The sequence below is a fragment of the Pseudoalteromonas sp. S558 genome, assembly GCF_005886635.1.
Classification (GTDB): Bacteria; Pseudomonadota; Gammaproteobacteria; order Enterobacterales; family Alteromonadaceae; genus Pseudoalteromonas; species Pseudoalteromonas aliena.
Map to the genome: position 1 here is coordinate 1 of NZ_PNDU01000081.1, position 13,968 is coordinate 13,968.

Annotated in this window: 9 protein-coding genes and 1 pseudogene; 8 read left to right on the forward strand and 2 right to left on the reverse strand. The window is 34.5% G+C overall.

Translation table 11 applies throughout. The annotated features are described in order from the left end of the window. Positions 1 to 212: 212 nt before the first annotated feature. The 8 genes and pseudogenes from CWB66_RS06585 to CWB66_RS06620 all read left to right on the forward strand — a co-directional run bounded on the left by CWB66_RS06585 (position 213) and on the right by CWB66_RS06620 (position 12,175). Positions 213 to 1,364 (forward strand): right-handed parallel beta-helix repeat-containing protein, encoded by a 1,152-nt coding sequence (locus CWB66_RS06585; protein WP_138584746.1) that lies wholly within the window; start codon positions 213 to 215, stop codon positions 1,362 to 1,364. 196 nt (positions 1,365 to 1,560) lie between these two features. Then, positions 1,561 to 2,493: a universal stress protein UspE gene (gene uspE, locus CWB66_RS06590; RefSeq protein ID WP_138584747.1), complete on the forward strand. Its 933-nt coding sequence runs from the start codon at positions 1,561 to 1,563 to the stop codon at positions 2,491 to 2,493. Between the two features lie 176 nt (positions 2,494 to 2,669). Beyond that, positions 2,670 to 2,813 (forward strand): annotated as a pseudogene (locus tag CWB66_RS06595) (tRNA 2-thiocytidine(32) synthetase TtcA); the annotation flags it as partial. A gap of 151 nt (positions 2,814 to 2,964) precedes the next feature. Beyond that, entirely contained in the window at positions 2,965 to 4,218 is a 1,254-nt protein-coding gene (locus tag CWB66_RS06600) for a site-specific integrase (RefSeq protein WP_138584748.1), read from the forward strand. Further along, complete coding sequence (locus CWB66_RS06605; protein WP_138584749.1) at positions 4,205 to 5,878, forward strand: hypothetical protein; 1,674 nt, start codon at positions 4,205 to 4,207, stop codon at positions 5,876 to 5,878. Before CWB66_RS06600 ends, CWB66_RS06605 begins: the two co-directional genes overlap by 14 nt. A gap of 2 nt (positions 5,879 to 5,880) precedes the next feature. After that, positions 5,881 to 8,226 (forward strand): hypothetical protein, encoded by a 2,346-nt coding sequence (locus tag CWB66_RS06610; protein ID WP_138584750.1) that lies wholly within the window; start codon positions 5,881 to 5,883, stop codon positions 8,224 to 8,226. A 91-nt stretch (positions 8,227 to 8,317) separates the two neighbouring features. Further along, positions 8,318 to 8,731 carry a hypothetical protein gene (locus CWB66_RS06615; RefSeq protein WP_138584751.1) on the forward strand — a complete coding sequence of 138 codons (414 nt, stop codon included), beginning with the start codon at positions 8,318 to 8,320 and terminating at the stop codon, positions 8,729 to 8,731. A gap of 588 nt (positions 8,732 to 9,319) precedes the next feature. Next, positions 9,320 to 12,175: an nSTAND3 domain-containing NTPase gene (locus CWB66_RS06620; protein ID WP_138584752.1), complete on the forward strand. Its 2,856-nt coding sequence runs from the start codon at positions 9,320 to 9,322 to the stop codon at positions 12,173 to 12,175. 453 nt (positions 12,176 to 12,628) lie between these two features. Here CWB66_RS06620 and CWB66_RS06625 read toward each other — a convergent pair whose 3' ends face one another. Beyond that, a complete protein-coding gene (locus CWB66_RS06625) occupies positions 12,629 to 13,219 on the reverse strand; it encodes an imm11 family protein (protein WP_138584753.1) in 591 nt (196 codons plus the stop codon). Positions 13,220 to 13,223: 4 nt separating this feature from the next. Next, positions 13,224 to 13,886 carry an AHH domain-containing protein gene (locus CWB66_RS06630; RefSeq protein ID WP_252371715.1) on the reverse strand — a complete coding sequence of 221 codons (663 nt, stop codon included), beginning with the start codon at positions 13,884 to 13,886 and terminating at the stop codon, positions 13,224 to 13,226. Positions 13,887 to 13,968 lie beyond the last annotated feature (82 nt).

The following is a 13,968-nucleotide window of genomic DNA, read 5'->3' on the forward strand; positions in this document are numbered from 1 at the left end:
ATATATGGGGTCTATTTAATGTTAAGAAAATTACGCTAGAACAGGCAAAAATTTTTGTATCTAGTTGTTCTAAATAAAAATTTTTAACGACGTTATAGTGCAATTTAATTCGTTAAATTGATCAAAGATTTATGCAGTTTGGTATTAGTCATATTGCAATCCTTATCATAGTTATAAACTTCTATTTATTAACAATATAAAAGGAATAACCTATGCCTAATATTTTATATTTCCTGTTTATCTTCTCTTTAAGTATTATCAGTACTCAAGCATCAAGTTCAATGTTACCTGATGATAATATTGATGACTCCCAAGCATTAAAAGAGTTAATTTTAAATACTGCGGAAAATAGCGAGTTAGTGATAGAGCAACCAGGTATTTATGATATTTGCTCAGCCATCATTTTTAGAAATATTAGTAATATCGTTATTTCTGCGAAAAAAGGGGTAGTACTAAGAAAGTGTGAAAAATTTGACGGTGAATATATTTTAGCTTTTTATAACTCGCGCTTTATAACTATTGAAGGCTTCACCTTTGAAGGGTTAACAAAAGACACTGTTAATTATGTTTGGGGTGAGCAAGGCATACTCTTTGCTGGTTCTTCTGATATATCGGTACGTGATAATCAGTTTTTTAACTTTGGGGATGCCGCAATCAGAGCGACCTCTTCTCATTTATCTTCTTATGATGCGCCAATTAATTCTTTTAGAGTCAAAATCACCAATAATTACTTTGAAAATATCACGCAAGTTACCACCACTCACCCTTGGAATAATAACTTTGGTGGTACGCATGATATTACTGTTGAAAATAATATTTTTGAAGGCTTAAAAGGCTCTTTAAAATTTGCTTCCGTAAAGCCAGTGTCAAAGGGGCTAATAAAATATAATACATTTAAAAATACCAAAGGGACTGCAATTGAGCTGACCTATTATTCTGATGTTAAAATAATTGCGAATACGTTTGTAGATACAGATAAATTTATACTCAATGCCTACCCAAATAAGCCAAGCAGCGTGACAACACCATTTAATTGGGGAAATATATATTTTACGCACAACAGTATTATACGTTCTAAAGGGGGGATCAGAATACAGTCTGATGTCACAAATGAGCTCATTGACGATAAATACGTCAGAGGTATTTATATCAATAATAATCACTTTCTCAATATTGATATGACTGTTTACCCTGAAAAAAAATACTGGGATCTAATTAACTTATTCTCTCGTGGTGGGAAAAGCTATGTATTTTCTACAATTAAGAACAATACTTATAACTTACTCCCAGAAGTAAACTTTGTGAAAAAAACGAGTGGATTTATCGAAAAAAATAATACATTACTCACACCTAAAAGTGATTAGGGCGTGTTGACCTTTCGTGATTGGTTTTGGTTTAAATTAACTTTCAGTCTATTTTATAGCCATTTTAGGTTATTAATTTTTAATAACCTTGGATAAAAAATTTCTTGATTTAGAACAACAATTTTTATGCTATTCCTTTAACTGTCTTGTATTTAAGTTACACTAAAATACACCTGTTCAGTAAATGGAGTAGCACATGGACACTATTAAACGCATTATTGCGATAATCGACCCTACCAAAGACGACCAACATGGTTTGGCGCGTTCAATCGACTTAGCTAAAAAATCTGGCGCAAGTATTACCGCTTTTATGACCGTTTACGATTTTTCTTACGAGATGACGACAATGCTCTCAGGAGATGAACGTGAAGCAATGCGAAAAGCCGTTATTAAAGACCGTGAACTATGGCTAAACGATCTGGTCTCTCCTTATCAAGACCTTGATATTGAAACCCAAGTTGTGTGGCATAATCGCCCTTACGAAGCCATTATCAACACTGTTATTGAGCAGCAATATGATCTCGTTATAAAAAGCACACATCAACATGGCGCACTTAAGTCGGTTATTTTTACTCCTACTGACTGGCACTTAGTGCGGAAATGCCCTACTCCTGTATTGTTTGTGAAAGAAATGGCATGGCCTGCACACGGTAATATTTTGGCCGCTGTAAATGCTGTTAGTGAAAACGAGCAGCATATGGCGCTTAACAAACGCATTATTAAAGATGCGCAATTTCTATGTGAACTCGCCAATGCCAAGCTCAATTTAGTTAACGCCTACCCTGCAACCCCAATTAATATAGCCATTGAAATTCCTGAGTTTAATCCAGGGCTTTATAATGAGTCAGTTAAAAAACACCATATTGATTCAACCAATGAGCTTGCCGCTGAGTTTAATTTACGCCAAGAACAATGTTTTATTGAAGAAGGCTTACCTGAGGATGTAATTCCTGATGTAGCTAAGCGATTAAATAGCGAGTTAGTCGTTATTGGCACTGTTGGCCGCACGGGTTTAAGCGCAGCGCTTGTAGGTAACACCGCAGAGCATGTAATTGATAGCTTAGATTGCGATGTACTTGCACTAAAACCCGATGGTTACGTGAGCCCGATGGCAAAAAAGCGGGATTAATACCAAACTGCATAAACCTTTTAGCAAATAGCAACCCGCATGCTACTTGCTAAAATACCTTGTTTAATTTCTTTTTTAATTACACCCTAAACTCGCATATTCAGGTGGTTTGGGTATAATACGCCCCTTTATTTTTAGCAAATAACTTTGCTGTATTGTTTTACTAGGGGGCGTAATTGTCACATTCAGATCAAGCTAAAGCTCAATTTAACTTAAACAAGCTGCAAAAGCGTTTACGTCGCCAAACTGGTCAAGCTGTTATGGACTTCAATATGATTGAAGAAGGCGACCGTATAATGGTGTGCCTTTCTGGCGGTAAATTATATTAAGTGAAACAACTGTAAAGCTTACCTATCCCTTTCCTCCCTTCTGTTTTAAGTCTAAATAAAATTATTCATAAAAATATTGTAAATTAAAATAAGTGCTGTTATTTTGAGCAATACATTAACCATTCAATAAAAAATGTAAAGAATGAAAATTAGTGTTTACCCCGTAGGCTCCAGAAGGTTTATTACTTTTGTCAATGAATACCAAATCCCTGTAGAACCGTTAGCAAATGCTTTTATTTATGAACATTATTTAAATGCTTCATTTTCAACTAAAATCAGAATTGCTAATGAATTAAAGATCGTTTTAGAATACTTTCAAATGTTTGGAATCAAATTAGATAAGCGAATCGCCTCAGGAGAGCTTTTATCCGCCTCAGAAATCAGTCATTTTTATGGGCAAATGATGTTGAGAAAAGGTACATTCGGCAATACAAAAAAAATTAGTAGTTTTTCCACTATAACAGATAAGAATATACGTAACGCTATTGTAGCTTCACAGCACTCGTCAGCCAAAGTTTCAACGGGAACAAGAACTGGAAGGTTAAGGACACTGAGAAATTATCTTGAATACTTATTTATTTATTATCATGACGATAGGATTGTACCATCAATACTAAACGAGTCTTTTGCAATGATGGTAGCTAAACTTAAAGCTAAAGAGAGATACTCATTTGATCACAATCCTGCACACCCAGTACAACTGGTCGAAAGTGTTATTCCAGATGAGATTTATAAACAACTTCATCAAATCGTATTACCTAGCAACCTCCTCAATCCATATAGATCAAATAAGCTTAGAAATTACTTAGTCTTTTCATTATTAGATCAAACTGGGATGAGACGAAGTGAACTATGCAAGTTAAAAATATCAGATTGTCAATTTCATGATTCGTACAATAAAATTAAGGTTTATAGTACGCCTGATGACAAAGATGATCCGCGGTTAAATAGACCAAATCAGAAATCAGGTAGGCCGCACATGTCTGGTATAAAAGTCAGCTTAATGAAAGAGCTAGAATTCTATATCAAACATGAAAGGAGCAAATACAAATATGCAAAGACCCATGATTTCGTCTTTGTCTCAGGTGGGAATAGCAAAAACACTTCCGGCTTACCTATTTCCAGAGAATTAATCAACTATATGTTTTCAAGATTATCTAAGCACCTTAATTTTAAGATCAATCCACATTTATTAAGGCATAAGTGGAATGAAAATCTAAGTATAAAAGCTGCTTTGATGGGTTATGATCGAGAACAAACAGAAGATTTAAGAAGAAATGCTATGGGGTGGGAACCGGATTCGAATATGGGTCGTGTATATAATGACAAACACGAGCAATTAATTGCAATTGAGTTAATGACAAAACACCAAGGTACTGTAGATGGCTCAGAATAATAAGCGCCAGTCTCTAGTTAATTGTAGTTTTGATGTAACTCATCAATTTACTGCACAATCCGGCTTGACTGTGAAAGCACAAGATAACTTATGGGTGTTATCCGCAACGGGGAAAGGAAGGTTTGTAGACGTCACGTGGCTTCATGAGTTCGAGGGTTGCGAAATTACTAAAAACATATTACTCGACACTTTGATACATTACGCAGAGACTAAAACCGCAGGTACTGTCTCAACGCAGAAAAACGCGGTTTTTAGCGCTTTTCCACATGCTTTTCGAAGTTTGCAAGAGTTTAGATCAAATTGGCAACAACTTGGAAATTCAGCTAAAAAGACACTAAAAGGGTTTATGAGCACATGTGTTTTAAAACTAAATCATAAACACTTAATGAAGCATTACGAAATAGCTAATACCTATCAACATAAACCAAAGTTTAATGCTCTTCATCCTACAAAAGGAAGGCTTACTGACTTCGAGTATGACTCAATTTTAGACAATCTAAGGGCACTCTCGGCACAACTACCCATATCCCCCCCGCAAATATTAAGTTTTTATCAATCTCAAGGTGTAAATGGCCGACCAACCTTTAGCTACTATAAAAAAATTCTTTCATATCGATTAATGGTACAGATAGCAAGACGTCCAAAACAAATTTCGATTCTCAAATGGTGTGATGTACTGCCTGTTGGCATTTCGTTTGGCGATGCTAAAGTGAATCATGAGCCTACTTTTACTGGCGTTAAATTATTACATTTAAGAAGTTTTAAGATTAAACAAAGTAATAATGAAAATTGTTTCAGAGCTACACCAGAGAAATGGACAATTCCGATTAGCGAATCATTTTCTTCTATATTGATGAAATATCGAGAAATATATAAAAAAGGAATCTCTTTAGCGCTACAGAATTATGGGGAGAAAAACAGCGATGCAGTTGCATCAAAGCTTATAAACTACTGTCCAATCTTTCCACAAAGAAAATTGTTTAACAGTGATTTGTCTAACTATGAGTTAGTTCAAGCATTAATGAGTAAAAATTCGATACTCTTCCATTTGTCTGAAAATGACATTACGGGATATCAATCAATTATAAATAACGGACTATCTGAACGGCACGGCTCTGTTAAAGGAAATAATAATCGGCTAAGGCACACTTGGCTATGTAATGCTGCACTTGAAGGAAAGCCTATCCAAGATATTAGTAAAATTACTAATGTGACTATTCCTGCGGCAAGAAGTTACCTTCAATTAGGGTTAAAAGAGAGGCAGTTTATAGATGAAAAGTATGCCGCTAATAGCCTGCTCAGAAAGGCTTTTAATCCAATTCCAATGGTAAGCAGTGAAGACATATTGATTCTTAGCCAGACAAATGGACCTATAGGGATTGAAAAAGATAAGTTTACATGTCAAACATGTGAGCACAAATCTCGCATGGTAAGGCCTATCCCTTGTTATGGTTGTGCCAATTTTAGACCAATATTAGAAGCCGATCATGAATCAATTCTCAAAGAAGCATTAGCAAAACAAAAGTTTCTCGAAAATTTTGGCAGTAACGAAAAAAAATCTGGAGCGTATAATCGTTTAACTAAAGCAATTGCTTATATAAAATTGACAATTGCAATATGTAACGAGTCGATATTGAAGATGTCGGCATTACCGAAATAAGTATGAAAACACTTAATAAATATAAAGTAGAACTACAGTCATTTATATCGAATAATCGACTTAGCATTCCTGATAATGTTTATAGTATTGATGGACAAAGCCCGAGTTGGGAGGACCCTGTTTGGTATATAAAAGATCCAGACACTGGAGTATTACATCGTTATCTTTGTATAAAAGCGAAAAAAGGTATAAAAAGAGAATCAAAAGACACTATCTTCCGACTAAAAAGCAATTACGCTTCAAAATTATTTCATGAACCATATGCTACACTTTTAAAAATTTACACTCTAGCAGTGCAATCGATGAATATTGTAAATAACTCAAAACAGCAACGAGTTGTAACTGCATGCCAGATACTTACCGAGGCGCAAAAACATGGTTGCCTAAATGATGTATCGGTTAAGTTTTGGAGTTCAAGTAATCTTGGTAATATCTTTTGGGATTTTTGTAAAAAAAACAAGCTAATCTCTGGTCGCTCACGGCCAATCCATAAGGACCGTGAAAGAGGTGCTGATGTGTCTGCCGAAAGAAGTACAAAGCATTTGAAAATGACATCCGATTCAATGATTTATGCCCTTGGGGACATCTTTAATATAGTGTTCGAACATATCGATATAGACGGCACTCTTAGACAAGGTAAAGAAATTGATATTCAAGATGCAATTTCCATTACTGTCGCCTTATTAGGGTTAGCCTCACCTAACAGGCTAAATAGTGAAATTCCTCTCCTTCAAAATCAAAAACTAAAAACACTTCGTCCTAAAACAGGTGAACCAATTTATTACCTCGACTGGCCAGGCAGCAAGGGCTTTCAAGATAATCAAAATCATGTACTTAGTGTTTTAGAGCCACATGTAAGAAAGGCAATAGGTTTTTTTCACTATTACTTCATGCCAGAACGTCATTTTATTCGGTTTCTTAAGAATAGAAAGCAATCATGGAAAGCTATTTTACAAAATTTTACTATTGATAAAGAGAGAGTGAGGTATATTGATTTTAAAATTCCTCCTAATACTTTTTCTGTTGCATATGCGTTAGGATTTTATCCTGTAAACTATTACATTCCAATTGTTAAAAATAGTAAATATGTTTGCATAAGTGACTCGGGTAGAAAGGTTAAATATCTATATATGCGAAAGTTGAATTACGAAACAAAACGCCGATATAAGGTAGACGATTTTTTTGAGCACAAACATATTGCAAAGCTCAATCTAGACGACATTTTGCTTAATACAACAGGAGCAAGCAGCAGAAATGGTGTTTATGCAGCACTAAAATCGAAATTCATAAACCCAATCAAACGTAAGGAACTAGCGTTACCTTTAATAACTAATGTGTTGAGCCTAGAGCAAGCTGTATTTGACGTAATAAAAAAAGAAATTCCCACCTTTCCTCTTTGCTATGCCGACTCCGAGCAAGGCATAGATATGGAAAATGCATTATTTTGTGTTTCGCCAGCAAAGCATGGAATAACAGTGGCCAAAGGAATGGCTGGTAGTCCACTTTATATTTACCCCATTAGTAAAATTAAGTCACTATTTCTAAGTCGGCTGCATGGCCATAAGAAAACAAGCCATCTTAATATATTTTCCAAGTACGGGTTTGGTTATCAAAAATTGCGCCTCCATTCTCTTAGACATTTCAGTAACACTCAAGCAGAAAAAGGTGGGATTCCACTAAGCCTCATAGCAGCTTGGTCCGGAAGAAGTAGTATTAAGCAAACCCTCGAATATATTCACACATCTGATGAAGACAAAACTGATAGATTGATATCGACGCTAAATTTAGATGATTCAGAAAAGGATATTAGAATAATATCAAAAGAGGAGCTAAAAAACTCACATACAATGCCTGCTAGTGTTACCGAAACAGGAGTATGTGTTCAGGAGCTTAGCGTAACCCCATGTAATTATATTAACGATTTTTTAAGTGGCTGCTTTGGATGTGAAAGTGCTTGCTATATTTGTGGTGACCAAGAAGCTATTAGTATGCTTCAATACGATTTAGAATTTCAAAAAGTAAGATTAAAGAAACTCAACGAACGTAGTGATGGGTTCGTCTCTAAGATGGATCGAGATTGGTGGTTAAAACACTCAAAAGGTACATACATCCTTAAGGAGCTCATCAGCATTTTAAAAGCCCATAAACATGGTTCATTGGTTCGTATTTCGCAAGATAGCAAGCAGTTCTATATAACTAATTTGGAAACTAAAGCAATTAGTGAGCACAAGTTGTTCTTACCTTCAGAAAAGCAATTACTTGAAGCATTTCAGGTAGATTCACCAGATAAAATATCCGTTCCTGAAAGCATGGGATTAATTTTAAACTCATTTAACTTAGGTAAATAAAGTTGATTATGCTACCGAGATATATAATTTAGAAATACATTTATGTCGTCGTATTATCCAGTCTAAATAGGTCTAAGAAGAGAAAATTTTTATGGCAGCAAGAGCAAAAATCACTGAAGAAATGCAATTTAAAATTGAGCGAATGATTTGGCTTTGGAAAGGGAAGCTAACCTGGGATAGCCTAGTTAAGAAAATACTAATTGATTTTGATTTGAAAATTTCACGACAGTCCTTAAAAGACTATGCCGGTATATATTCATCATATAAGAGAAAAAAAATTCAGCCTACAGATACTTATATTAAAGCTGCGCGCTATGCTAACTCAAATGATGAAGATACTGCAGCGCAAATCGAAAAATTGAAAATTGAAGTTCAACTAAAAAATAAAATAATAAATGAACAAAAAAGGTTTCTGCAACGAATTCTACATAATGCTATTGATATTCCTGCTTTAAAGGGTAACTTAGATATTTTGATTGCCGAAAGACCTGAAGATAAAATGTAATGGGAGTTGAATTATCTAATACAAATATATCAATCTAATAATTTGAGTAATATAATCTGTAGTAGCTCATATCCGATCTTACAGTTTAAAAGAACGGGTTTAGACTTCGCCTGACAGGCGGCTTTGAGCGATAAGCAGTCAGTCGTATTTTTACATTGTATGACTGCTTCAAGCTCATTGCAGTCGTTGATATTTAGATAAGTGAACGTTAATAAATTGCCAGTAGAAAATTTAGAACCCTCAATTTAAATAATAAAACTCATGGGTAATGTGCCACTGTTCATAGAGTATCAACCTGTTGTAGATATAATGGGGGACATCTCCTATTATTCGTTCTAGAGTGAAATTCGTATAACAGCGAGGGTGATATTTTGTTGCCTAGCGGAGCCAAAACAATAGTCAAAATTGATATTTTTGAGCATTTCTGCAATAAGTTAACCTCTATACACTTCATTCACATTTGAATGTACTTACCTCTTGATATTTAATGAATTGACTTTATTATCATTTAGTTGAGTAGAAATAATTTAATTACATTAAATATGTCAAAATTGGATTGGACTAATTAGTAGATGGAAATAATGATTTATGGCTAGGCATGATTTTACTCCAGCAGATAAAAGGTTATTAGCAGAACGAGTCGGTTTTCATTGCTCAAACCCTTCTTGTGGTGTTTCCACAATTGGACCATCTATTATTCCAAATGAAAAAGAATATGTAGGTGTCGCTGCTCATATTTATTCCGCCTCCATTGATAATGGACCAAGAGCCAATCCTAGCCTTTCAGAAGAGGAACGGAGTAATATTTCTAATGCTATTCACCTATGTAATAAATGTTCAACAATAATTGATAAAAACAAAGGTACGGGATATTCGGCAGAAGTTTTGTTTGGTTGGAAGTCATATTCTGAAGGCGTAGCAAAGTCAAGGATATATATTGAGAAGCCTTTTGTATTGTTTAAAACAGTGGACTTTCAATTTCTAGAAAGTGACTATTCAACAGCGTTATCTTGCACTGGCCTTAATGAGAAAAATGTTGAATCTTGCCCATCAAGCGAAGCAATCATTTCGGATATTACTAATAAACTTCAATTAGCAAATAAATGTATTATTAAAGGGTGCAGTGGAAGTGGAAAATCATTATTAACTTACCAAGTTGCATATAACTTTTATAAGCAGGGTTACGCAGTATTTAGCATCCACAAAGAGTTATTTACAAATAACTTTACTCTTGCTTCACCTCAGGACAATTCTGTCTTAGTGATAGATGATGCACAAATACTTGACCCTAAGTTTTTTGAGATTATTCTAAGTAGTGCATATAAAAGCTGCTTAATACTTGCTAATTGGAACTCAAGTACATCAATTGACGATGGCTTCTTAAGAAATTACCCTTTTGTTGAAATTTCACCAATATCTCAGGTCAAAATGCTGGAAAAGTATTGTTTAGAGAATAAAGATCAAATTTCAGAAACTTTAAAACTTATTGGTTTGAAAACTAACAAAAAAGACCATCACGATAGAATCGATGCTAGGATTTTTAGGGCTTCTAGAGAAAGTACCCCTTGGTTATTTAATTATTCTTTAACTGAGGGGTGGAATGCTGCTAAACAAGATTTAGATTTATTAGAAAACGATCAAAAACTTAGCATGGCTGTTGTAACCGTCGCTATTTTTCAGTTTGCGACGTTAGATAATGGTGTTAGTAAGCAAACTATATTGACTGCACTGAAGCAGTTCAATAATGATAGCCAATGGCTTCAAAAAGCCGAGACAGTATTAAACAAATATTGTGTGTCTATCGAAGGTAACATTAAGAACAAACACTACGAATACTCACGGCGAGTTTTGAAACTATTTCTGTCACAAAACAATTCCGCTGACGAATTAGAGTATCTTTTAAACCTTATCGCCTTGATTCTGAAAACAGATGCTTACCTCGCAGGTCATTCTAATTTGATTGAGTTTATCATATTTGATTTTAGAAGGGGGAAGTACGAATTAAATACACGAGGTATAACCGAAGAGGTTACTTTAAACCTTCTTGCTACCACAATTACAATACAAGATGCACCAGCGATAGTAACTAAATTAAACTCATTAATTCGACTTAATAAAGATGTTTTAAGCCTGTTGAAAAAAGACAGTTCCATACTTGAAAAATGGCTTCTAGATGTTTGCCGAAAAACTGCGTATCAATTAGGAAATTTGATTAACACTTTGTCCAATGAAGATAATAAATTTCTGACAGTATCTGAAAAGCATATTAAAGTTGTTTTTAACGCTATGATTAACGCCCAGATTGAAGATAGGTCTAGGTTTTCATATCTATTAAGCCGAATGCAGTTCTTTGTTGATGAAAAATGTAAGGACTACCAAAAAAATCTATTTGAGACATCTACGTTTGAAATAAATGTATCAGCGTTTTCTAATGACACTGCTTGTTATCAGTTTTCAAAATTAATTGACGAATTAGCATACATAAATAATGATTGGGTTGATGAACAAGTAAAAAATAATATAGAAGGTATAAGCGAACTATTGAACAAAGACTTAATGAATGCTTATAGTTCTTTAAGGGATTTGTTTAGCCACTACTTCGGTGTAACTGCTGCAATTTTAGGTATTAAGTTAACTGATTCGAGGCTAAAGAAAAGGGCGAAACGTCTAGCAAGTAAACTATCGATCAATTCAATTTTAGAAGCCTTTGAAAGCCTAGAGATAGTAGACGTACAAGAGTATGGAGATATAATGATATTTCTAGCCTTATACGATATGAACAAATTAAAAGAAATATCAGATAAGTTTAATTACGATAGGCTTTTTGAACTTTATAAAAGCGATGATAAGTTAGACCATTATCACAGAGCACTTATCGCTATATTGCAAAATGCAGATAGCCAGAATTACCAAGATTATGTTGCTAAAACAATCAAAAAGTACCAATATATTGATCAACTGTTTGTAGCTTTATCTCCTGATTTCTCTCTTAATGAAATTCAAAATGGTACAAGGTATAAAATTGATTTCGGAGGGCGGTTAGAGTGTAAAAATGAACTCCTAATATTAGCGGAAATTATGAAAGAGGATGGTGGGGTATCATTAGTCAAAAGAATACTTGAAGAAAATATTAGCGAAATTTCAGATGCGATTTTTGACAATGCAACGAACGTAGACAAAACAAAATCCAAATTTTCTCTTTTAGTTTTTATACATAAAAACTTGCCAAGTATATTTAACGAAATTGTTAAAGACCAAGAAAATGTTCTTGTATTGATAGAAAAAATTCGCCGGTTAATCAAAGGAAAAAAACAAGAAAAGGTGTTTGCTCAATTTTACGTATTCCTGCTAAAAAACTACTCTAATCAGCATGTACCGCAAGTTGCAGAAATCGAAAAGCAATATCCCAGTATTATTAGGTTTGATATTACTCAATATGAATAAAAGCCGATTATTACACTAGTTCTACAGCATTAAGGAGGGTTGTAGGTGAAGTAGCCAAATAATGAGCCGTAGCTTGAATTGATTTATGACCTGCTAATTCCTTGATAACATGAATACCAACTCAGCTATCACAAAGTTTTAAAGTTTAGGACACCCATCAATTGAAAAATAAAATTCATGGCTTTCCAAAGTTTTAGCATTAGGCTAACTTTGTGCACAAAGTGATCATTAACAATTATATGATGAATGACGGCTATGGTGGTTTTGCGACCATCAGTATAGACTTAAATTCAAATACTGAATGTCCGCAAATGGCACTTATGCGACTGTCAAATTTAATTGAGTCCTACTGTTCAAACCTCGTTTAAATTATGCGCGATGTAAGCAATATCATTGAGCTCTTCCCATTATGCTATAACTGACTGTAAGAACATGTTTGAGCTTCTTGTAAAGCTAGATAGCTTCTATTTCATGAAAATCGATTCCAGTAAGGTTATTCTCTTTTATTAAAGAGTAAAAACTATTTTCTGCATCTGTAGTTATGTAACTCAATCCCGTTTCTTTTGTGCGAAATAAAGCTGTATTTTCTACTTTTGACTTATCTATTACTAAGCGCTTGAACGGCTTTATCATTTTTATTTCACCACGTTTATTATAATTGTGCTCAGTAAGGTCATGGTTTAGAGCATCTTCAAAACCAACTAGGTTTAGCGCATACCAAGTTTCACCTTGCAAATCACATTTAAGATATTCAACATTGTGTCCTAAATTAGGTTCCATTATTGCTTTAACTTCTTTTGATAAAACATAAGAAGTAGCTCCTAGTCCTGCAATATCTGGTATTTGAAGCCCAGCGTTTACATCATGCTCGTCAATGAGCCAGTTAACTCCAAGAGTGCGCCAGTTATCTATCATTGAATGGCCATCAAAAAGTAAAATTTGGCCTTCTGTTAATTGCATCGTTTGCTCGAAACCTGTTTCATTGAGGTAAAGGTATAAATCAGGGTTTATATTAAAACCATATACTTTATTAAAACTTTTCATATTATTAAACCTGAGTTCCACTTAGTTTTGTATGGATTGGGAATTCACCATCTTCAAGGCCATCTGAAATTTGACGTAATGCTTCAATTATCCCTCTGTGTCCTAATCCTTTGTTGATTGACTGGTCAAGAAGAAACTCTACATTCAAATAATATTTTTTCGTATGGATGGTTGCGTGTGCATAAGCGTCAGGGATTGACTCCAGAGGAACGTGAGCTTTATGTAACGGTAAATATACGCCATTAGCTTCATGATCAATGTCAATACCAAATGCCGCTAACCGCATACGAGAACGTGCTGCTCGCATGGCATTCCAAGAGACAATATGATGTGCGGCTGTATTTTTAGGAAGCTTTCCTCTACCAACTTTAGCCATATTTTCAGCTAACTTCTTGGAGTGGCTTTTCATGTGTTGCCATTGAATATGGCGAGAATATTTCAAATCATCTTCTGTAATGATTCCTTTCTGATAGCGGGTAGAGTCAATGACTACATTACGATAATAAATTGCAAAAGCCTGTGATTTAGCTTTTGCTTGGACTGAGTCGCCGGTAACAGCTAGTATGTCTTGCTCTAATTCTTGGACAGTAACTTCTTCATAATCTTGACGCATTGAACATTCCTTTTCAAAAACAATGTGCTTAATTAAATTAACACCGATGTTCATATGATGCCCAAATCAAATAGATTAAACAAGACAATATAAGGTACTCAATAGGTTGGGCTTCAAGGAAACTTGAAAGTGAACT

What these genes read in the sequence shown, in the direction of transcription:
- CWB66_RS06585 (WP_138584746.1), top strand. Translation starts at nt 213, where the DNA reads ATGCCTAATATTTTATATTTCCTGTTTATCTTCTCTTTAAGTATTATC.
- uspE (WP_138584747.1), top strand. Translation starts at nt 1,561, where the DNA reads ATGGACACTATTAAACGCATTATTGCGATAATCGACCCTACCAAAGAC.
- CWB66_RS06600 (WP_138584748.1), top strand. Translation starts at nt 2,965, where the DNA reads ATGAAAATTAGTGTTTACCCCGTAGGCTCCAGAAGGTTTATTACTTTT.
- CWB66_RS06605 (WP_138584749.1), top strand. Translation starts at nt 4,205, where the DNA reads ATGGCTCAGAATAATAAGCGCCAGTCTCTAGTTAATTGTAGTTTTGAT.
- CWB66_RS06610 (WP_138584750.1), top strand. Translation starts at nt 5,881, where the DNA reads ATGAAAACACTTAATAAATATAAAGTAGAACTACAGTCATTTATATCG.
- CWB66_RS06615 (WP_138584751.1), top strand. Translation starts at nt 8,318, where the DNA reads ATGGCAGCAAGAGCAAAAATCACTGAAGAAATGCAATTTAAAATTGAG.
- CWB66_RS06620 (WP_138584752.1), top strand. Translation starts at nt 9,320, where the DNA reads ATGGCTAGGCATGATTTTACTCCAGCAGATAAAAGGTTATTAGCAGAA.
- CWB66_RS06625 (WP_138584753.1), bottom strand. Translation starts at nt 13,219, where the DNA reads ATGAAAAGTTTTAATAAAGTATATGGTTTTAATATAAACCCTGATTTA.
- CWB66_RS06630 (WP_252371715.1), bottom strand. Translation starts at nt 13,886, where the DNA reads ATGAACATCGGTGTTAATTTAATTAAGCACATTGTTTTTGAAAAGGAA.